This window comes from Methylobacterium litchii, from assembly GCF_038442315.1.
In the GTDB taxonomy this organism is placed as follows: Bacteria; Pseudomonadota; Alphaproteobacteria; order Rhizobiales; family Beijerinckiaceae; genus Methylobacterium; species Methylobacterium litchii.
Genome location: NZ_JBBXMY010000001.1, coordinates 164,362 through 182,525, shown reverse-complemented (window position 1 = coordinate 182,525; position 18,164 = coordinate 164,362). Strand labels below are relative to the sequence as shown.

The window sequence follows — 18,164 nt, the reverse complement described above, 5'->3', positions numbered from 1 at the left end:
TGGCCTCAGGCGTCCCGGCCCACCTGATCGAGGCTCAGCCGCCAGAGCCGCTCCTGCACCGCCTCGTCCCGGCTTTCCGCGGACGAGGTCTTGGGCTTGGCGTGGGAGAAGTAGCGCCCCGTCACGCCGTCGAGCTCCGGCGCGGTGGCGACGTGCAGCGAGGTGCGCGCGCCCTTCTCAGGGGTGATGAGGAAGGGGCGGACGAGGTTCCAGGCCATGCCGAACAGGCCGCCCGTGTTCTTGGCGAAGCCCGTATCGACCACACCCGGATGCAGGCAGTTCACGGTGATGCCCCGTCCGGCGAGGCGCCGGGCCAGGGCATAGGTGAACAGCACGTTGCCGAGCTTCGCCTGGGAATAGGCCCGCATCGGCCCGAACGACTTCACCCCGCCGAGGTCGGCGAAGTCGATATGGCCCCGGTAATGGGCCGCCGAGGCGACGTTGACGATCCGGGGCTTGCCCCCGGACCCCGCCGTCGCCGCCATCGTGTCGAGGAGTTCGAGGGTCAGCAGCACGTAGCCGAGATGGTCGAGGGCCCAGGTGCGCTCGATGCCGTCGACGGTCGTCTCGCGCCGGTCGAAGATGGCGCCCGCGTTGTTCACGAGCACATGGAGCTGCGGGCAGGCCGCACGGACCTCCTGCGCGAGGCGGCGGATCTCCGCCTGCGAGGACAGGTCGGCGCGGTAGGTGTCCACCCGCGCCTCCGGCGCCGCCGCACGGATTTTCTCCGCGCAGCCGGCGAGCTTGTTCGCATCGCGCCCGACGAGGCCGACCCGCGCGCCGCGGCGCGCGAGCCCGAGGGCCGTCTCGTAGCCGATGCCGCCCGTCGCGCCCGTAACGAGGCAGACGCGCCCGCGCATGGGGCTAGAACACCACCTGCCCGACGGCGAAGGCGATGACCACGATCACGATCGCCACGATCAGGAACAGGCCGAACAGGATCCGCGCCAGCGAGCCCGCGCCCGACGCGATGCCGGTGAAACCGAGGCCACCCGCGATCAGCGAGATCACGAAGCAGATCAGGGCCCATTTCAGAAGGGTCATCAGGCAAACTCCCTTGGCCCGGCGGGACAGCCGGGCGAGTCATGCTCGCACGCACAACCGGCGTGCAAGCGCGACTGTTCCGTCGCGCGGGCCCCGAACGAAGCCTTTATTCTCAGGCCGTGCGGGTGACGGGCTCGGCCGGCACGTCGGCGCGTTCCAGCATGATCTCGGCCAGGGTGTGATAGAGCCCGGTGCGGCAGACCGCCTTCGAGGCCGCGTCCGCGATCAGCGCCGCCACCATGAGCGGGATCATCAGGGCGTGGTTCTGGGTCATCTCGGTGACGATGACGAAGCTGGTGATCGGCGCCTGCAGCACCCCCGTCAGGTAGGCCACCATCCCGACGAGCACGACCGCGCCCACGGGCACGTCCGGCACGAACGGGTGCAGCATTCCCCCGAGCCCCGCCCCGACCGCCAGCGAGGGCGCGAACAGCCCGCCGGGGATGCCGCTCACCGAACTCAGCACCGTCGCGAGGAATTTCAGCGGCGCGTAGAGGAGGCTCGCCGGGGCGTCGCCGTGCAGGATGTTGCGCGCCTCCTCGTAGCCCGTGCCATGGGCCGCCCCGTGGGTGGCGAGCCCGCACAGGGCCACCGCGAGGCCGCAGGCGGCGGCGAACAGGATCGGCCGACGGCTCACGAACCGGCCCGCCCGCCCCGGCAGGCCCCGGGCGAACAGGATCACGAGGCGGCTGAACGCCCCGCCCGCCAGCCCGCCGAGCACGGCGAGCACCGGGACGATCCAGCCCGCCGAGAGGGGCAGGACGGCCGGCGTCGTGCCGAAATAGGTGTAATTGCCCATGAGCCACAGGGAGGTCAGGCCGGCGGCGACGATGCCCGCCACGATCAGCCCGGAGGAGCGCGCCTCGTAGGCCCGGCCCAGCTCTTCGATGCCGAACACGATGCCGGCGAGCGGCGTGTTGAAGGCCGCCGCCACCCCGGCCGCGCCGCCCGCCAGCAGCAGGCCCGGCAGCCGGTCCGGCGTCAGGCGGCCGAAGGCGGCCATGATCACCGCGCCGACCTGCACCGTCGGCCCCTCGCGCCCCGCCGAGGCGCCGCAGAGCAGGCCGAGAAACAACACCATCACCTTGCCGAACCCGACCCGCAGGGAGATCAGTCCGTGGCGGAACCGGGCGTCGCGGGCGTGCCGCGCGGCGATGACCTGGGGGATGCCCGACCCTTGCGAGTTCGGGAACACGGTCTTGGCGAGGAGCGCCGCCAGGGCGAAGCCCGCCGGGGTCAGCACCAGGGCGATGAACGGCGAGGGGGCGGTGAGCGCCTTGAACCCCTCCTGCGCGAGGTCGGCTCCCTTGGCCATCACCACCGCCGCGAGGCCGACGCAGATGCCGCCCACGAGGAACAGCAGCCGCGAGCGCCACAGGGGGTAGGCGTCCATGGAGGCGGAGCGAAGCCGGGCGATGGAGCGACCGGTACGGGAACGGACCTTCCGCTTCTCGTCCGTCTCCGACTCCCGCTGCGCCGTCATCGCCGTCCTTCGTATCCCGCGTCGCAGAAGGCTTAGCGGGCCGGGGGACGGAGCGCGAGGGTGTTCAGCTTTCTGCCGCGCAGAGCTTCTCCACGGCCTTCGCATAGGATTTCGCGTCGAACTTCTTCAGCGAGTTCTCGCTCTGGTAGCGGACGGTGCCGAACACCTTGCGCTGCTGCCAGGGGCGGTCGTGCAGGCCGTAGACCCAGGCGACGTTGGTGAAGGAGTTCGCGTCCCGCCCGTCGAGGAAGTAGCGGTTGTTCAGGCGCAGGGTGCGGGCGAAACCCTCCTTGGGCGAGGGCGACCATTCGAGGATCTTCTTGCCCCAGTACATCCGCAACTGGTTGTGCATGTAGCCGGTCTCGCGCATCTCGCGCATCGCCACGTTCCAGTAATGGTCGTGGGTCTCGCCGGCCGCGAGCTGCTTTTCCGTGTAGGCGTGCGGGCGCTCGTCCTTGGCGTGGTCGGCCAGCGTCTTGCGCGCCCAGTCGGGCACGGCCTTGTCGTACTCGTCGTAGCCCTTCGTGTAGAACACGTGGTTCATGGCGAGCTCACGCCGGACGATCAGCTCCTCCAGGTAGGCGCCGCGATCATCGTCGTCCCCCGCCTTAGCCTCGCGGATGGCAAGCGCGATCTCGACGGGGGAGATCTGCCCGAAATGCAGGTAGGGGCTCATGTGCGAGGCCGCCGCCGCCTCGGGCTTGTTGCGCCCGGCGCCGTAGCCCTCGAATCCGTCCTTCAGGAACGCCTTCAGCCGCTTGCGCGCCTCGCCCTCGCCCCCCGCGAAGCGCTTCACCGGCCCGACCTCCCGGTCGAGGCTCATCTCCGCGAGCACCTTGTCGGGGTCGGAGACGTCGATCTCGCTCTTGAGGCCGAGCGTGTCCGCCTTGTGCTTCACGGGGCGGGGCTTCAGGTCCTCGATGAACGTGTCCCAGAGGCGGTTGAGCTTCGGCCGCAGGGTCCGGGCGGCGAATTCGTGCTTGTTCGAGGCGGTCTCGACCGGCACCACCACGTCGCCCTCGACCTGCACGATGCGGCGGCGGACCTGCTTGCCGATCTCGGCGTACCACGCCTTCTGGATCGCGAGATAACCCCGGTCGAGGACGAGGAGCGCCGCCTCGTCGGCGAGGTCGATGGCGATCTTCGCGGGGGAGGCCTTGCGCATCACGAAGGCGATGCCGCGCTTCTCCAGCCCCCCCTTCGCCTCCGCGAGGCCCTGGAGCAGGAAGGCGTAGTGCCGGGCATTGGCTTCGGGGAAGCCGCTCTTGCCGTCGAGCAGGCCGAAACAGGCCACCACCGGCAGCTTCAGCCGGTTCGCCTCCTCGATCGCGAGTTCGAGGGCCGGGTTGAACCGGGCGCGGTTGGCCTGTTGCAGCAGGTAGAGGACGTAGCGGCCCTCGCCATCCGGCTCTACGTCATTGAGCACCCGGACCCGCTCGCCCTGTATCGCCACACCGACCCCCACCGCGATTCGCCTCGACCGAGCTAGGGCGGTGCGGAGAGAAGGGGAGGCGGAACAGGACGAGACGACGGTTTCGCGACGCCGCCTCGACAAGACGTCGCAGGGTTCTGCGGCCGGGATTAGCGTTTGCAGTGGCTACGGCGCACTATCCTGAACCGTATCGAGGCCCTGGATCCTGTCGTTCCGCCTGCTTCGGAGCTTTCGCGAAGTGCGGGGGCAGCATTCGCGATCTGCGATTGCGCTGCGACATTTTCAGCACGGCCGATCCCGAAACTTGGCCGGTGCCAGCCCAGGCGTAAAATCTTGCGCCGAAAGCCCTTGTCATCCGGCGCGTCTGCACTCAATTTTGCATTGCGAGAGCGCGATGGCGTCGTTCTTTCGCTGCCCTCCTTGGGCGTTTCCTCCCTAGACTTCGGGCCGCTCCCTCGGGGGGTGGCCTTTTTTCTTGGGCGCTCAGCGCGCGGGCGCCGCGCCGTTCCGCCGGCTCGCGACGAGGGTGGCCGCTTTGCCGGCCGCCTCGTAGAGGTTCAGCCGGGCATAGACACCGAATTCCGAGCCGTCGTCGAGAAAGCCGCCGCCGGGTCCCTGGGTCTCGGTGAGGATGCGGTTCGCCTCGGCCAGCGACAGTTCTGGGAAGGCGGCCGTCAGCAGATGGCCGGCCTCAGGGGCGAGTGCCGCGACGTCCTCCGTCTTGCCCGCCGTCTCGGGGTGGACCACCGGCAGGCCGTAGGTCTGCGTCGAGGCGTAGAAGGCGGCGTTGGCGGCCTCATCCTTGAACCGGCTCTGGTCCTGCGCGGCGCAGGCGGCGATGTCGGCGCCGCAGGTCTGCGCGACGAAGGCGTCGAGTTCGGCGCGGGCGGCCTTCACCACCGCCGGGTAGTCGCTGAGCGAGACGGTCTTGGTCGTGTCGGCGCTGGCGGGGTCGAGCACGGCCGGGTTCACGCGGATCTGCCCGACATAGGCGGGATCGTTGGCGAGCAGGTGCGCCAGGGCGTGGAGCGAGGTCGCCCGGCCGCCGATCACGTCCATGGCGTAATGCGCGCCCACGACGATCCGGTCGTTGCCGTATTCGGCGGCGCGGACCACCATCTGCCGGTAGCGGCTCGGCACGAGGATCGCGAGCAGCATCGACTCCGTGGTGCCGTAGGTCGTGTGCCCGCTCGGGAAGGACGGGCTGTCGGTGAGGTTCTGGTTCGGCCCGCGCAGCCAGTCGAGACTGTGCGAAGGATGGCCGAAGTAATCCTCGCCCCGGTAGGCGGTGAGGACGGGCAGGGTCTGTACCGGGCGGGCATTGCCGAACGCGTCCGAGCCGGGCGTGCCGGCGGGGCGGCCATAGGCGCGGCCGAACACGTCCGTCACGGCTCCGTTCGCCAGGATCGCCGTCGCCTCCTCGGAGACGGGCGTCTTCCCGTCCTGGGTGGCGTTGGCGAAGAAGTACTTGCCGGCGTTCGAATCGGACTTGGTGACGTTGTTCGTGTAGCCGATCAGCTTGGCGAGGGCCGGCGAGACGCTGGTGAAGGTCTTGTGGTCGGCGTAGCGCGCCTTGGCCTGATAGGCCTCGCCGATCCGCGTGCCGAGGCCGTCCGCGAGCTGCGTCGCGTTGCCGTCGGTTATGAAGCAATCCTTCAGGGCCAGCAGGCGCTGCTCCGCGAACGGCAGCAGGGTCGGCTGCTTCGCGGCTCCGCTCTGGATGTCGCCCGTCACCGTCAGGTTCGCGGCGAGGGCGGCCTGGCCCGCCGGGCTCTGAGGCAGACGCGCGACGGCGGCAAGGCCCCGCAGGGCGCTGAGGTTGGCCTGGCTCTGCGCCAGCGCCGAGACCGACACCGTCAGGCACAGGGCCGCGAGCCCGAGGGCGGGGAGATGTCTCATGCTACGCTCCGCTGGGATTGCCTGCGGCCTAGGCCCGCCGCATGACCGGTCTGTGACGGCTCAGCCCCGGGCGCGGGCGCGGATCATGAAGTTGTCGAAGGTGTATTCCGCCACCTGGAACCACAGGTACTCCTCGTTCCGAAACACCCGCAGGGCTTCGTAGACCCGGCGGAAATCCGGGTTCTTGGCGGCGAGGTCGGCATAGACCTCGTTGGCGTTCTTCAGCGCGGCCTCCATCACCTCCTGCGGGAAGGGCCGGAGCTGGGCGCCGGCCGCCACGAGGCGGCGCAGGGCGCGCGGGTTGCGCGCGTCGTACTTCGCCTGCACCTCCGCGCCGACCTGGGCGCAGGCCGCGCGCAGGATCGCCTGATAGGACTTGGGCAGGCTCTTCCACTTCTCGGCGTTGATCCAGACATGGAGCATCGCCCCACCCTCCCAGAAGCCGGGATAGTGGTAGACGGGGGCGACCTTCTGCAGGCCGAGGCGCTCGTCGTCGTAGGGGCCGATCCATTCGGCCGCGTCGATCTTCTTCGATTCGAGGGCGGCGTAGAGGTCGGGGCCGGGCACCGCCTGGGGCTGCACGCCGAACTTCGTCAGCACCTGCCCGCCGAGGCCACCGATGCGCAGCTTCAGGCCCTGCAGGTCGGCGAGGCTCTTGATCTCCTTGCGGAACCAGCCGCCCATCTGCGCGCCGGTGTTGCCGGCGGGCAGGCCGACGAGGCCCGCCTTGGCGAAGATCTCGCCGAACAGCTCGGCCGCGCCGCCCGCCTGCCACCACGCCGCCTGGCCGCGGGCGTTGAGCCCGAAGGGGATGGCGGTGGCGAGCGCGAAGGTCGGGTCCTTGCCCGCCGCGAGGGCGGCGGGGCCGTGCCCCATCTCCACCGTGCCGGCGGCGACCGCATCGAGCAGCCCCTCGGCGGGCACCGGCTCACCCGGTCCCTGGACCTGGATCTGGAAGCGCCCGTCGCTGGCCTCGGCGACGATCCGGCTCAGGGATTCGGGCGCGCCGAACAGGATGTCGAGGGTCTTCGAATAGGCCGACGACAATCGCCAGCGCAGGTCCGGCGCGGCCTGCGCCAGGGCGGGCGCCGCGAGCGGCGCGGTCAGCGCCGCGCCGAGACCGGCCGAAAGGAGGCCCCGCCGGGCCGGGGAGGCGGGGCGGGTTGGGGCGTGCGTATCGTCCGAAGGCATCTCGTCCGGGGGCTGGTCGTCCGTGCGCAGGGAATGGGCCGCAGGGAATCGGCCGGCGTCGGTAGCATGGCCGACACTCGTCTCGAAACGGATCACCAGCCAGGACGGTTCAGCCCCGGCCGGAACTTTGCGCGGCGGCAGGGCGCGTATACACTTCGTCATCACCGCATGAGGGCGCCATGCCGAAAGCCGCCGTCTTCACCATGAAGCTCGAAGCCGAGCTTCGCGACGCCTTCATGGCCGAGGCCGAGGCAAGTCATCGCCCCGCGTCGCAGGTGGTGCGCGAGCTGATGCGCGACTTCGTCCGCCGCCAGCGTGAGGAGCGGGAGCATGCCGCCTTCCTCGAACGCAAGGTCGCGGTGGCCCGCGCCTCGGTGCGGGAGGATCGGGGACGCTCCCACGAGGAAGTCGAGGCCGAGTTCGCCGCCCGTCGCGCTCGGATCGCCGACCGAACGTGAGAATCGTCTGGACCCCGGAGGCCGAGCGGGACCGCGCGGCGATCTGGGATTACCTCGCCGCCCGCGATCCGGCCGCCGCCCTGAAGATCGACCGTCTGTTCGGTGAAGCCGTCGCGCGGCTCGCGGAGTTTCCCCTGCTCGGGCACGAGGGGCCGGTCGCGGGGACCCGCGAAGTGAACCCCCATCGCAGCTACCGCATCGTCTACGAGGTCGTGGACGAGACCGTGTGGATCCTGGTTCTGATCCATACGGCTCGCCAATGGCCGCCGCTTCCTGAAGAGAGGGCCCATGGCCACGTCCCCTGATCCCGCCCTCACCCTCCACACCGTCTGCGGCCTGGAGGAATTGTCGGGGCACGGCGAGGCCGGGATCAGCCACGTGCTCTCGCTCCTCGATCCCGGCACGCCCGAGCCGGTCGCCTTCGAGGGTTACGGCGTGCATCGGCGCACGACCCTGCGCTTCCACGATTGCCTCGGCCCCGGCACCGACAAGCACGGCACGACCCTCGTGCCCCCGGAGCGGGAGGACGTCGCGGCGATCCTGGCCTTCGGCGGCGACCTCCGGGACGCCTCCCATGTCCTCGTCCATTGCCATTACGGGCTGTCGCGCTCGACGGCGGCCCTGCTGATGCTGTTCGCGCAGGGAGAGCCGGAGACGGAGGCCGGGGCGCTGGTCGCGCGCCTGCACGCCCTGCGCGAGCCCGCCTGGCCCAACGCGCGGATGATCGCCTTCGCCGACGCGGCGCTGGGACGGGGCGGGGAACTCAGCGAGGCGGTGCGGCGGCTGCACGCCTTGCAACTGACGGTGCGGCCGCATCTGGCGGATCTGTTGCGCGGGCTCGGGCGGGGGCCGGAGGTCGAGGCGGCGCTGCGCTGACCGCAGGGCTCCGCCCTGCACCCGCCAAAGGGCTTGCCCTTTGGGATCCCTATTTGCCGGCGGGGGTGAAGCTGCCGTCCTTCCAGACGTAGAGGACGTAGCCCTGGGCGGTGACGTCGCCCTTGGAATCGAACCCCACCGTGCCGAGCACGAGGTCGAACCGCTCGGTGTGCAGCGCCTGGGTGATCGGGCGCGGCTCCGTCGAATGGGCGAAGTTGCCCGCCGCCACCAGCACCTGCAGCGCGGCGTAGCCGTAGATCGTGGAGCCCGTGGGGTCGACGCCCTGCGCCTTGAACGCCTTCACCACCCCGGCGGCGGCCGGCTGGCGGCTCGGGTCGAGGTAGAAGGTCATCAGCACGCCGTTGCTCGCCGGCCCCGCCACCTTGGCGAAGTCCGGCGTCGCGATGGCCGAGGTGCCGAACCATTGCGGCCGGTAGCCCCGGTCGGCGGCGATCTTGACGAGCCGGCCCATTTCGGTGGCGTCGCCCCCGTAATAGACCACCTCGATCCCTGCCGCCTTCAGCCGGTCGGCCAGGGCCTCGTCGTCCTTCTCGGAGGGCTGGAAGGACAGGAACAGCGCCTCGTTGACGCCGATCCGGTTCAGGTTGTCCTTCGTCGCGGCGGCGAGCAGCCGCGCGGGGGCGCCCTGGTCCTGCAGCAGCGCGATCTTGCGGTCGCGGAACCGCTCGGCCAGCACCGCCGCCGAGAGCCGGGCCTGGTCGTCGTCGCGCCCGCACACGCGGAAGATCGTCGGCAGGCCCCGGTCCGTCAGCTTGGCCGCCACGGAGGCCGCCGTGATCATCACGATGCCATTGGCCGCGTAGAGGTCCGAGGCGGCGATGGAGGCGTTCGAGCAGACATGGCCCACCACGAGCCGCACGTTCGAGCGGATGAAGTGGTTGGCCACCGCCGTCGCGGAATTCGAATCGCAGGCGTCGTCCTGCACGTCGAGCACGACCGGCTGCCCGTCGAGCCCGCCCATGGCGTTGGCCTCCCGGGCCGCCGCCTCGACGCCGCGCAGCACCTGCTCGCCCACGGCGACGTAGGGGCCCGAGCGCGGCACGGCGACGCCGACGGTCACGTCGGCGCAGGCTGGCCGGGCGAGGCACAGGCTGGACACGAGCAACGCGGCGGCGAGGAGCCCGCGGGCGGGGACGACACGTCCGGCTTTCATCGGGCTCTGCTCAGCACCCTCTTCGCAGGTTGCGGGCGGGGCCTCCGGCCCACGAGCCGCAGCCCTTACGCGAGGTCTTGCCAGAACGCGATTTCTTTTCCGTATCCCTCGGCTACTTCGCGTAGGTGTACACGGCGGCCGCCGAGGCGACAGGGCCGGTGACGCTGGAGAAGACGCCCAGCACCTTCTGGATCTCGGTGAACGGCGCGTTCGAGACGTAGATCAGGTCGCGGTTGCGCATCCGGAACGCCTGCGCCGTGAACAGGCTGTTCGGGTCGCGCATGTCGATCCGGTACACCACCGGCACCAGCGGCGTGCCCGTCAGCTTCGAGCCCGGCGCAAGACGCCGCACGATCGCCGCCGGCTCGAACCGGAAGATGAACGTGCCGGCCGGGTCGGCCTGGAAGTCCGACAGGCCCCGCGCCTTGGCCAGGGCCTGCGCCAGGGTGATCCCGTCCGCCGAGAACGGCAGTTCGGTCGAGTTGCCCAGCGCCCCCACCGCCAGGAAGGTCTGCGGGTCGCGCACCAGCGTCAGCACGTCGTTGGGCCGCAGGTAGATGTTCTCCTTCGGGTTCGACACCACCGTGGTCAGCGGCATCGTCGCCGTCACGGGACCGCGCGACAGGCGCACGAAGGTCTCCGAGACCGGCGAGCGCACGCCGCCCGCCGTGGCGATGACGTCGAGCAGGCGGTCGCCGTGGCCGGTGAGCGGCAGGCGGGCGCCGGCCACGGCCTCGCCGGTCACGGTGACGGTCTGCGAGATCGGCTTGGTGACGGAGACGAGCACCTGCGGCTGGATGGCCTTGCCGGCGAGTTCGTTCTCGATGAGCGCCTGCACGTCCTGCGGGCGGCGGCCGGCGACGGCGATGCGGCCGGCATAGGGAACCGAGATGGAGCCGTCGCGCCCGACCGGCTGCTCGGGGATGAGGGCGGACTTGGAGCCGGCGGAGAAGCGGTCGGCGACGAGGGGCCCGGAGAACAGGCCGCCGGACCCGGCCTCCCAGACGGAGACGGCGACCATGTCGCCGATGCCGATGAGGGGTTCGGCGGAGGGGCGGTGATCGCCGAAGGAGGCGAGCAGGCTGTCGAGGGGCCGTCCGCGCAGCGCCTCGATGGTGGCGGGGTTGATGTCGATGATCTCGTAGCGGGCGAGCAGGCCGCCCCCGGACTCGGGCACCTCGGCGCCGGCCTGGATCGCCGTGGCCGTCGGCCCCGCCGCGGGCAGCAGCGTGCAGCCCGACATCGCCAGCGTGGCGAGCAGAAGGATCGGGGTTGTACGCATCCGGACGCTGTCCATGGGCCTGGCCGGTATCGTGCCTAACCCATGGGCAGCGGCGAGTCCGTAGCGGACCGGCCACACTGGCGCTCGCACGGCCCGGGCGGCCGTTTCATCCTCGCAACCCCCGGTATCTAGAGGGCATCGGAGGACGAGGCGCTCAGTTCGCCTGCCCGATGGTGGTGCCGATCTGCATGTACACGGTGTCGAGCTTCGCACCGTACAGCTTCAGGGTTCCGGCGATGACGGCGAAGATCAAGCCGCCGATCATCCCGTACTCGATGGCCGTCGCCCCGCTCGCATCGCGCAGGAAGCGGCCATAGAGGGAGGAGGAAATCGCCTGTCCTGTCCGCTCGCTCATCGTTCCGAAACCGTCAGCACCCCCGTCCTCCGGTCGATCGGGGACGGGGGGCGGACCTCAGACATACCGGACGCGACTTGCCGCCGGCTTAACGCGATCGTCTACGCTCAGGCGTGGCCGGCCTTGTGCCGCAGGGAATCGATGCGCTTCGAGGCCTCGGCCTTGTCGATGGAATCGTCGAACGCCTCCGGCTCCTTGGCCTCCTCCGAGAGGGTCTTGAGGTAGGACGCCTGCGCGCCGGTCATCGGCTCGCCGCCCGTGGTCCACTGGTCCGGATCCTTGATCTGGTTCGACACGTCCTTCGGATCGGTCTTCGGGTTCTCGGACTGGGCGGTGTCCTTGGTGGTCGACTTGGACATGTGATTTACCCGTTCATGGAATGTTCTGGCCAACGTCCCGGCGGGTCCGGGGTTCCGTGCCGGGGCGGGGTGCGGCGGCGTTGTCCCCACCCTAGAATGGGCGTGCAGCGGGCGAGAACGAGGGACGCATGGACGGTGGGCAGGTCCTCGTGGTGATGGGGGTGTCGGGCTCGGGCAAGAGCACCGTCGCCGCCCTCGTGGCGGAGCGGCTGGGGTGGATGTTCGTGGACGGCGACAGCTTCCACACGCCGGAGCACATCGCGAAGATGCATGCCGGCTTCGCCCTGGACGACGAGGACCGCGCGCCCTGGCTCGCGCGGATCGCCGTCTGGATCCGCCAGCGCCTGGAGGCGGGCGAATCCGGCGTCATCGTGTGCTCGGCCCTGCGCCGGGCCTACCGCGACGTCCTCGTTGGCGGCAGCCGCCGGGTGCGCATCGTCTATCTGGAGGGCGACAGGACGCTGATCGCGGCACGCCTCGCGCAGCGCCACGGCCACTTCATGCCGCCGGGCCTCCTCGACACCCAGTTCGCGGTGCTCGAACCCCCCGGCCCCGACGAGCACCCCCTCGTCGCGAGCATCGCCGAATCGCCCGGCGCCATCGCGGATGCCATCGTCGCCCGCCTCGCGGACGGGACGTGACGACGGACCGGCGCAAACCTGTGGCAGGCCGAACACAGGGCCGGGCGGCCGGGCGATAAGGCGGGAGAGCACCCGGCCCGTCCCCCTTCCGCCGTCACTCCGCCGGCTCCGGGCCGTTTTCCGGCCTCATTTCCCGGTGACCTAGCTTGACCATAGAACAAGCAGCACCCGGGTCTCGGAATGCATCGCCTCTTCCTTGCTGCCGCCATCGCGGTCGCGCCAGCGGCCGCCATCGCACAGACGGCGCGCGACAACATCGACGCGCTGATCGAGCAGCAGGCAAAGGCCAACGGAGTGCCGGCGAGCTTCGTGCACGCCGTCGTCAAGCGCGAGAGCAACTACAATCCCAACGCCAAGGGCGGCAGCGCGCTCGGCCTCATGCAGATCAAGCACGCCACGGCGCGCTCGCTGGGCTACACGGGCGACCCGTCCGGCCTCTACGACCCCGAGACCAACCTCCGCTACGGCGTGGCCTATCTCGCGGGCGCCTACCGCACCGCGCAGGGCAACCTCCACCAAGCCTACCAGTATTATAACCGCGGCTATTATTACGCCGCCAAGCGCCAGGGCATCCCTACCGTCGTCGCCTCGACCGTGGCCCCCGTCGCCGCTTCCGCCAGCGCCCTGGCGAGCCTCTTCACCGGCCGCTCGCCCGCCGAGATGGCCCCAGCCTCCGTCGTCCTGGCCTATGCCGCCGCCGAGCCGGCGCCGGTCCAGGCCGTGGAGGTGCCGCTCCCGCCGCGCCGGCCCGCCGCCCTCGCCGGCGACGCGTCCGTGCAATACGCCAGCCTGACCACCGAGGCGCCGCAGGCCGTGGTCGCCACGGTGGACGTGCCGTTGCCGCCCCGCCGCCCGGACGCGCTCGCCGGCACGGTGCAGGTCGCCGCCGCGACGCCCGCCGCCTTCACCGAGCTTCGCCTGTCGCCCACCGCCCCGGCCGAGGCCGCCGCCGCCCCGACGACGGCCGTCGTCGCGGAGGCCGTCGCCGTGCCGCTGCCGCCCCGCCGCCCCTCGCCGAAGCTCCTGGCGTTCGCCGCGCCGCGTCCGGCCGCCCCGGCGCCCGTACAGCAGGAAGCGGCGGCCCTGCCATCGCAATAAGGATACGCACCGTTGCCCATACGGCATCGGTCGCGAGGCTTGACCATCGGGACGTTCCGCAACACATACGCAACACGCTGTGCTTGGCGCCGAACAGGTGCCCATGCGCCCGTGAGAGGCGTCGGCGTCAATATCAGATTCATTGGGGTAGGGTACGCTGGTCTTCGCACGGATGCTCCGTGGCGGGCCTGCCCACCCCTGTCGGGAGGCTTGGCTGCCGCGGCTGTCCGGGCGGAACGGCGTCCCGTAACGGCAGGAAAGCGAACGGCGCCATGGCCGGCGTGATCGAACAGGAGACACTCTTTCTCGCGGATCTCGGCCGCCGGGTGCGCCATGCGCGCACGGTGCGGGGCCTCTCGCGAAAAGTGCTGTCCCAGCTCTCGGGCCTGTCCGAGCGGTACATCGCCCAGCTCGAGGGTGGGCAGGGCAACGTCTCCATCATCCTGCTGCGGCGGGTCGCCAACGCCATGGGCGTGCGCCTCGACGACCTGATCACCGGGGACGACAGCAGCCCCGATTGGCCCGTCATCCGCGATCTCCTCTCCCACGCGAATCCCAGCCAGATCGCGGCGGCCAAGGACATCCTGTCCGGCGGCAACCGCAACGAGGCCTCCGGGGCGGCGCGGGTGGCGCTGATCGGCCTGCGCGGCGCGGGCAAATCGACCCTGGGCAAGCTCGTCGCCGACCGGCTCGGCTGGACCTTCGTCGAGCTGAACGCCGAGATCGAGCGCGAGAACGCCCTCTCGGTGCGGGAGATCTTCGCGATCTACGGCCAGGAGGGCTATCGCCGCCTGGAGCAGGCCGCCCTGCGGCGGCTCACCGAGCATCCCGGCCCGCTCATCCTCGCGACCAGCGGCGGCATCGTCGCCGAGCCGCTGACCTACGATTTGCTATTGCAGGCGTTCTACACGGTCTGGCTGCGCGCCCGGCCGGAGGAGCACATGAACCGCGTGCGCGAGCAGGGGCACCTGCCGACTACCGGCGATCACGCCTCGGCGATGCAGGAATTGCGGGCCGTGCTCGCGAGCCGCGAGCCGCTCTATGCGCGGGCCGCCGCCCAGGTCGACACCTCGGACATCCCCGTGCCGGTGATGCTCGACCGGCTGACGGCCGCCATCGAGACCCGGTTCGGCCTCGTCCGCGCCGGGTGACAGGCGCCCGGCGCGGACCAGACCTGAAGCGGTCCCGGTCTTGATCGGGGCGGGGTGGGGCACCACGCTGTAGGCGGGGCGACAGGGCAGGGCGCTGCCCTGCACCCGCGAAAGGGCTCGCCCTTTCGAAACCCCGATCCACCGAGAGACCATCCAGCACGGGCGCGGAGCATGAGCGCAAGTCCAGCCTTCACCAAGACGGACCTCGCCGTCTGCGACCCCGTCTGGTCGCGGGTGCGGGACGAGGCCGAGGAGGTGCTGCGCACCGAGCCGCAGCTCGCCTCCCTGATGGTGGCGACGATCCTCAACCATCCGACCCTGGAGGGAGCCGTCGCGCACCGCGTCGCCGCCCGGCTCGGGCATCCGTCCCTGCCGGCGGAACTGATCGCCCATGCCTTCCACGAGGCGATCCAGGCGGATCCCTCCATCGGGGCCGCCTTCCGGGCGGATATCGGGGCGGTGATCGACCGCGACCCGGCGACCCTGCGCGCCCTGGAGCCGGTGCTGTATTTCAAGGGCTTCCACGCCCTGCAGGCCCACCGCCTCGCCCACCACGTCTGGACGCGGGGGCGGCGCGACCTCGCCCTCTACCTCCAGAGCCGGGTCTCGGAGGTGTTCCAGTGCGACATCCACCCCGCCGCGCGGATCGGCCGGGGCGTGTTCCTCGACCATGCCACCGGCCTCGTAGTCGGCTCCACGGCGGTGGTCGAGGACGACGTGTCGATCCTGCACGCCGTGACGCTGGGCGGCACCGGCAAGCAGCGGGGCGACCGCCATCCGAAGATCCGCCGGGGCGTGATGATCGGGGCCGGCGCCAAGATCCTCGGCAACATCGAGGTCGGCGCCTGCGCCCGCGTGGCCGCCGGCTCCGTGGTGCTGCGGCCCGTGCCTGCGAACACGACCGTGGTGGGCGTGCCCGCCCGCGTCGTCGGCACGGCCGGCTGCGACGACCCGGCCCGGGCGATGGACCAGCTCGTCGCCCTCGACGCCTTCATCCATGTGGGCGAGGGCATCTAGGGCGCGAGGGTCCGGCCACGCTTGCGGTGGGGCATCGGGCGTGGCAATCGCTGCGCCTCGCTCCACGCCGCCAGCGGAGAACAGACAGCGTGACCAAATCCGAGATCGCGAAGCTGCAAGCCTACATGCGCCGCACCTTCGCGAACACCAACATCCGCATCCAGGCCATGAAGACCGGCGACACGGCCGAGGTGTTCATCGGCGAGGAGTCGATCGGCGTGGTCGCGGACGACAAGGAGGACGGCGACGATTCCTTCGTGTTCCGCATGGCGATCCTCGACATCGACCTCGAGGACGTCTGAACCGCCTGTGCAGCGGTTAACGCTAAGTAAACTCTCTGCTTAACGTTCGGTAAACGATCAGTCAGATTGCGCGGGCCATTCCGGGACCGCGCTCCATGACCCTCAGCCCCGCCGCCGTCGATTCCCTGCGCACCCTGTGCATCGGCCTCGCTCTGTCGGGGCTGCTCGCCAGCGCCTTCGAACTCTTCGCCGCGAAGCGGGCGAGCTTCAACCTGCTGGAGCGGGGCGGCCTCCTGGCGGTGGCGGCCCTGCCGCTCCTGGCCTTCTCGGCGCCCTTCATCATCCTGCGCAACACCGTGCGCGGACGGCGGATCGAGGGCCGCCCCTTCCCCTTCGTGATGCTGGCGACGATGATCGCCTGCGGCTGGGGCCTCGTCTCGGGCCGGGTCGCCCTCGATCTCGCGGCGATGATCGTCGGCGTCTGACCGTCCCTACGGCTCGGCGGTCGCGACCCGCGCGCCCTCCGCCCGTCCCCCGCCGGCATCCTCCTCCAGCGATACCCAGGCCGCGCTCTCCTGGCCCGCCCGCTTGATGAAGGCGTAGGGCACGCTCTTCCACGGGCGGATCTCGTCGGTCTTGTTGTCGAGGATGAAGTCGCCCCGGTCGGTGCGGACCGTCAGCACCGCGTGGCCCTCGTTGATGTCGTCGATCACCACCGTCATCAGCAGCGCCCGCCGGGGCAGGCCGCGCTCGGCGAGCATGCGCCGCTTGAGCAGCTGGTAATCCTCGCAATCGCCGAACCCGTCATCCGGGAAGTCCCAGCGGTCGGTGACGCCCCAATGGGCTTTGTCCGTCATCGGCTTGATGCGGGCGTTCACCCGCGCGTTGACGCTGCGCAGCGTCCGCCAGACCGCGAGCGTCAGGGGAATCACCTTCGGCTGGGTCGGATCGATGTGGCACTCGTCCGGCATCCGGCGGCAGAAATCCGCCCAGCCGCCGATGCTGCGGGTCGGCCCGCCGCTGGCCTCCGTCGCGCTGTCGGGGAGGTCCACGCCGCGATGGGCGTGGGTCGTCGCGCTGCCGAGGGTGAGGATCAGCCCGGTGATGGCGAGGCTCGCCCCCTGGCGGACCCGGCGGAGGAGGATGCCGGCGCGCCATCGCCCGGCAGCCCAGTCGCCGAAGGGAAAGCCCGGAACCGCCGCTCCTTCGCCCATGCTCATCCCGCGTCGCGTGATGAGGGGAGGCTGGCACGCTGCGGTTGCACACACAACCGAAAAATGAAGGCGTGATAACCCTCAAGGTCCTGCTGAGGTTCCGTCCGGAATCATGTTTTTGCGCGCAGGGCTGCAGCTCAACGCATGCGCTCAGAGCATACCGGTTCTGCGAACGACCCGGCAACCCTCTCGGACCCTTGCTTTTCCCGCCCTTTGCCGGCTTGAAAGGCGCCTTCCGCAACGGTCGGTTGCGGTGATCCATCGACCATCGTCGCAAGAATGCGGCCACGGAACGGCACCGTGACCCTTTGGGATTCGAGGACAACTCCATGCAGCCCGCCATCCAGCAGGTCATCCGCGCCCTCGCCGAGGATGGACGGGCCGGGGCCCTCGGCATCGCGGAGCACGCGGTGAACGCCTATCTCGACGGCTCCCCCACGGCCGGCGACCGCGCCCTGTCGCTCGACATCCTCTCGCGCGATCTCGCCTCGCTGCGGGGCATCGCGCCCCATCTCGCCGCCTTCATCGGCCGGGTCGAGACCTACGTCGCCGGGCTCGCCCGCACGGACCTGCCGCGCGCGGCCTGATCAGCGGTTGGCGGTGGTCGCCGGAGAGGTGGCGCCGCCCAGCGACACCCACGCCACGGTGTCCTGGCTCTCGCGCTTGATGAACACGTAGCCTGTGCGGTGCCACGGCAGGACCGTGTCGGTCTTGTTGTCGAGCACCAGATCGCCCCGGTCGGTCAGCAGGGTCAGCACGGCGTGACCCTCGCCCTTCTCGTCGATCACCACGGTCATCCGCATCGCCCGGCGGGGCAGCCCGGCCAGGGCGAGCAGGTGGCGCTTCAGAAGCTGGTAATCCTCGCAATCGCCGTACCCGTCCTCCGCGAGGTCCCAGTGGTCGGCGACGTGCAGGTGCTCCATGTCGGTCATCGGCTCGACCGCCTTGTTGATGCGGCGGTTGATGGTGACGATGCTGGTCCAGATGGACGGGGTCAGAGCGATCCGCGCCGGCTCGTTGCGGTCCACGGCGCACTCGTCCGCATAGGCTTCGCAGAACGTCACCCAGGCGGCGATCGGTTTAGCCTCGGCCTTCGGGACCAGACCCGGCTCGGTCGGCAGGCTCGCCAGCACCTGCGCCTGGGCGGCCGTGGCCACCCCCGCGAGCGCCAGGGCGGCGACCACCGCCCCCCGCACCGCCTTGAGAAATCCCGCGCGCATCGCGTGCAATCCCGTGTCTCTATAGACC

General features: G+C 70.5%; 22 protein-coding genes. 10 read left to right on the top strand and 12 right to left on the bottom strand.

The features are described 5' to 3' along the window. Positions 1 to 5 precede the first annotated feature (5 nt). The 6 genes from AAHF99_RS00940 to AAHF99_RS00915 form a co-directional block, all read right to left on the bottom strand. Positions 6 to 860 (bottom strand): SDR family oxidoreductase, encoded by an 855-nt coding sequence (locus tag AAHF99_RS00940; protein ID WP_342162268.1) that lies wholly within the window; start codon positions 858 to 860, stop codon positions 6 to 8. A gap of 4 nt (positions 861 to 864) precedes the next feature. After that, entirely contained in the window at positions 865 to 1,044 is a 180-nt protein-coding gene (locus AAHF99_RS00935; protein ID WP_238247486.1) for a DUF1328 domain-containing protein, read from the bottom strand. Positions 1,045 to 1,156: 112 nt separating this feature from the next. Beyond that, positions 1,157 to 2,437 (bottom strand): chloride channel protein, encoded by a 1,281-nt coding sequence (locus AAHF99_RS00930; RefSeq protein ID WP_409564754.1) that lies wholly within the window; start codon positions 2,435 to 2,437, stop codon positions 1,157 to 1,159. 154 nt (positions 2,438 to 2,591) lie between these two features. Continuing rightward, positions 2,592 to 3,980: a deoxyribodipyrimidine photo-lyase gene (locus AAHF99_RS00925; RefSeq protein ID WP_342162266.1), complete on the bottom strand. Its 1,389-nt coding sequence runs from the start codon at positions 3,978 to 3,980 to the stop codon at positions 2,592 to 2,594. 462 nt (positions 3,981 to 4,442) lie between these two features. Then, complete coding sequence (locus AAHF99_RS00920) at positions 4,443 to 5,858, bottom strand: phosphatase PAP2 family protein (protein WP_342162265.1); 1,416 nt, start codon at positions 5,856 to 5,858, stop codon at positions 4,443 to 4,445. Between the two features lie 60 nt (positions 5,859 to 5,918). Then, positions 5,919 to 7,049 carry a TRAP transporter substrate-binding protein gene (locus AAHF99_RS00915; protein WP_342162264.1) on the bottom strand — a complete coding sequence of 377 codons (1,131 nt, stop codon included), beginning with the start codon at positions 7,047 to 7,049 and terminating at the stop codon, positions 5,919 to 5,921. A gap of 179 nt (positions 7,050 to 7,228) precedes the next feature. Between AAHF99_RS00915 and AAHF99_RS00910 the strand changes: the two genes are divergently transcribed. Genes AAHF99_RS00910 through AAHF99_RS00900 form a run of 3 tightly spaced genes read left to right on the top strand, consistent with a single transcriptional unit; the run spans position 7,229 to position 8,383 of the window. Then, complete coding sequence (locus AAHF99_RS00910; protein WP_342162263.1) at positions 7,229 to 7,507, top strand: antitoxin of toxin-antitoxin stability system; 279 nt, start codon at positions 7,229 to 7,231, stop codon at positions 7,505 to 7,507. Then, positions 7,504 to 7,812 carry a type II toxin-antitoxin system RelE/ParE family toxin gene (locus AAHF99_RS00905; protein WP_342162262.1) on the top strand — a complete coding sequence of 103 codons (309 nt, stop codon included), beginning with the start codon at positions 7,504 to 7,506 and terminating at the stop codon, positions 7,810 to 7,812. The genes AAHF99_RS00910 and AAHF99_RS00905 overlap by 4 nt, the downstream gene beginning before the upstream one ends. After that, positions 7,796 to 8,383, top strand: a complete 588-nt coding sequence (locus tag AAHF99_RS00900) for a tyrosine phosphatase family protein (RefSeq protein WP_342162261.1) — start codon at positions 7,796 to 7,798, stop codon at positions 8,381 to 8,383. Before AAHF99_RS00905 ends, AAHF99_RS00900 begins: the two co-directional genes overlap by 17 nt. Before the next feature lie 49 nt (positions 8,384 to 8,432). Here AAHF99_RS00900 and AAHF99_RS00895 read toward each other — a convergent pair whose 3' ends face one another. The 4 genes from AAHF99_RS00895 to AAHF99_RS00880 form a co-directional block, all read right to left on the bottom strand. Beyond that, on the bottom strand, positions 8,433 to 9,557 hold the full coding sequence (locus AAHF99_RS00895) for a branched-chain amino acid ABC transporter substrate-binding protein (RefSeq protein ID WP_342162260.1): 1,125 nt from the start codon (positions 9,555 to 9,557) through the stop codon (positions 8,433 to 8,435). Positions 9,558 to 9,669: 112 nt separating this feature from the next. After that, positions 9,670 to 10,839, bottom strand: a complete 1,170-nt coding sequence (locus AAHF99_RS00890; RefSeq protein WP_342162259.1) for a polysaccharide biosynthesis/export family protein — start codon at positions 10,837 to 10,839, stop codon at positions 9,670 to 9,672. A gap of 154 nt (positions 10,840 to 10,993) precedes the next feature. Further along, positions 10,994 to 11,194, bottom strand: coding sequence for a Flp family type IVb pilin (locus AAHF99_RS00885; RefSeq protein ID WP_342162258.1), 201 nt, complete (start codon positions 11,192 to 11,194; stop codon positions 10,994 to 10,996). A 107-nt stretch (positions 11,195 to 11,301) separates the two neighbouring features. Further along, positions 11,302 to 11,553 carry a DUF3072 domain-containing protein gene (locus AAHF99_RS00880; protein ID WP_342162257.1) on the bottom strand — a complete coding sequence of 84 codons (252 nt, stop codon included), beginning with the start codon at positions 11,551 to 11,553 and terminating at the stop codon, positions 11,302 to 11,304. Positions 11,554 to 11,681: 128 nt separating this feature from the next. Here AAHF99_RS00880 and AAHF99_RS00875 point away from each other — a divergent pair, with 128 nt between their 5' ends. The 6 genes from AAHF99_RS00875 (at position 11,682) to AAHF99_RS00850 (ending at position 16,187) form a co-directional block, all read left to right on the top strand. Further along, positions 11,682 to 12,194: a gluconokinase gene (locus AAHF99_RS00875; protein WP_342162256.1), complete on the top strand. Its 513-nt coding sequence runs from the start codon at positions 11,682 to 11,684 to the stop codon at positions 12,192 to 12,194. Between the two features lie 180 nt (positions 12,195 to 12,374). Continuing rightward, positions 12,375 to 13,292: a lytic transglycosylase domain-containing protein gene (locus AAHF99_RS00870; RefSeq protein WP_342162255.1), complete on the top strand. Its 918-nt coding sequence runs from the start codon at positions 12,375 to 12,377 to the stop codon at positions 13,290 to 13,292. Positions 13,293 to 13,564: 272 nt separating this feature from the next. Further along, positions 13,565 to 14,443, top strand: coding sequence for a helix-turn-helix transcriptional regulator (locus tag AAHF99_RS00865; RefSeq protein WP_243957221.1), 879 nt, complete (start codon positions 13,565 to 13,567; stop codon positions 14,441 to 14,443). 171 nt (positions 14,444 to 14,614) lie between these two features. Then, positions 14,615 to 15,460 carry a serine O-acetyltransferase gene (gene cysE, locus AAHF99_RS00860; protein ID WP_342162254.1) on the top strand — a complete coding sequence of 282 codons (846 nt, stop codon included), beginning with the start codon at positions 14,615 to 14,617 and terminating at the stop codon, positions 15,458 to 15,460. An 89-nt stretch (positions 15,461 to 15,549) separates the two neighbouring features. Beyond that, positions 15,550 to 15,762: a DUF3126 family protein gene (locus tag AAHF99_RS00855; protein ID WP_243957216.1), complete on the top strand. Its 213-nt coding sequence runs from the start codon at positions 15,550 to 15,552 to the stop codon at positions 15,760 to 15,762. A gap of 95 nt (positions 15,763 to 15,857) precedes the next feature. Next, positions 15,858 to 16,187 (top strand): DUF6949 family protein, encoded by a 330-nt coding sequence (locus AAHF99_RS00850; RefSeq protein ID WP_243957214.1) that lies wholly within the window; start codon positions 15,858 to 15,860, stop codon positions 16,185 to 16,187. Between the two features lie 6 nt (positions 16,188 to 16,193). Here AAHF99_RS00850 and AAHF99_RS00845 read toward each other — a convergent pair whose 3' ends face one another. After that, a complete protein-coding gene (locus AAHF99_RS00845) occupies positions 16,194 to 16,916 on the bottom strand; it encodes a transglutaminase-like cysteine peptidase (RefSeq protein WP_342162253.1) in 723 nt (240 codons plus the stop codon). Positions 16,917 to 17,245: 329 nt separating this feature from the next. Between AAHF99_RS00845 and AAHF99_RS00840 the strand changes: the two genes are divergently transcribed. Further along, positions 17,246 to 17,503: a hypothetical protein gene (locus AAHF99_RS00840; protein ID WP_243957203.1), complete on the top strand. Its 258-nt coding sequence runs from the start codon at positions 17,246 to 17,248 to the stop codon at positions 17,501 to 17,503. Here the strand turns inward: AAHF99_RS00840 and AAHF99_RS00835 are convergent, their stop codons facing one another. Continuing rightward, complete coding sequence (locus tag AAHF99_RS00835; RefSeq protein WP_342162252.1) at positions 17,504 to 18,136, bottom strand: transglutaminase-like cysteine peptidase; 633 nt, start codon at positions 18,134 to 18,136, stop codon at positions 17,504 to 17,506. It lies immediately after the preceding gene. Between the last annotated feature and the right edge of the window lie 28 nt (positions 18,137 to 18,164).

Coding starts and splice junctions, on each gene's coding strand:
- AAHF99_RS00935 (WP_238247486.1), bottom strand. CDS start 1,044: ATGACCCTTCTGAAATGGGCCCTGATCTGCTTCGTGATCTCGCTGATC.
- cysE (WP_342162254.1), top strand. CDS start 14,615: ATGAGCGCAAGTCCAGCCTTCACCAAGACGGACCTCGCCGTCTGCGAC.
- AAHF99_RS00840 (WP_243957203.1), top strand. CDS start 17,246: ATGCAGCCCGCCATCCAGCAGGTCATCCGCGCCCTCGCCGAGGATGGA.
- AAHF99_RS00920 (WP_342162265.1), bottom strand. CDS start 5,858: ATGAGACATCTCCCCGCCCTCGGGCTCGCGGCCCTGTGCCTGACGGTG.
- AAHF99_RS00850 (WP_243957214.1), top strand. CDS start 15,858: ATGACCCTCAGCCCCGCCGCCGTCGATTCCCTGCGCACCCTGTGCATC.
- AAHF99_RS00910 (WP_342162263.1), top strand. CDS start 7,229: ATGCCGAAAGCCGCCGTCTTCACCATGAAGCTCGAAGCCGAGCTTCGC.
- AAHF99_RS00845 (WP_342162253.1), bottom strand. CDS start 16,916: ATGGGCGAAGGAGCGGCGGTTCCGGGCTTTCCCTTCGGCGACTGGGCT.
- AAHF99_RS00915 (WP_342162264.1), bottom strand. CDS start 7,049: ATGCCTTCGGACGATACGCACGCCCCAACCCGCCCCGCCTCCCCGGCC.
- AAHF99_RS00930 (WP_409564754.1), bottom strand. CDS start 2,437: ATGGACGCCTACCCCCTGTGGCGCTCGCGGCTGCTGTTCCTCGTGGGC.
- AAHF99_RS00885 (WP_342162258.1), bottom strand. CDS start 11,194: ATGAGCGAGCGGACAGGACAGGCGATTTCCTCCTCCCTCTATGGCCGC.
- AAHF99_RS00900 (WP_342162261.1), top strand. CDS start 7,796: ATGGCCACGTCCCCTGATCCCGCCCTCACCCTCCACACCGTCTGCGGC.
- AAHF99_RS00895 (WP_342162260.1), bottom strand. CDS start 9,557: ATGAAAGCCGGACGTGTCGTCCCCGCCCGCGGGCTCCTCGCCGCCGCG.
- AAHF99_RS00875 (WP_342162256.1), top strand. CDS start 11,682: ATGGACGGTGGGCAGGTCCTCGTGGTGATGGGGGTGTCGGGCTCGGGC.
- AAHF99_RS00890 (WP_342162259.1), bottom strand. CDS start 10,839: ATGCGTACAACCCCGATCCTTCTGCTCGCCACGCTGGCGATGTCGGGC.
- AAHF99_RS00870 (WP_342162255.1), top strand. CDS start 12,375: ATGCATCGCCTCTTCCTTGCTGCCGCCATCGCGGTCGCGCCAGCGGCC.
- AAHF99_RS00880 (WP_342162257.1), bottom strand. CDS start 11,553: ATGTCCAAGTCGACCACCAAGGACACCGCCCAGTCCGAGAACCCGAAG.
- AAHF99_RS00865 (WP_243957221.1), top strand. CDS start 13,565: ATGGCCGGCGTGATCGAACAGGAGACACTCTTTCTCGCGGATCTCGGC.
- AAHF99_RS00940 (WP_342162268.1), bottom strand. CDS start 860: ATGCGCGGGCGCGTCTGCCTCGTTACGGGCGCGACGGGCGGCATCGGC.
- AAHF99_RS00835 (WP_342162252.1), bottom strand. CDS start 18,136: ATGCGCGCGGGATTTCTCAAGGCGGTGCGGGGGGCGGTGGTCGCCGCC.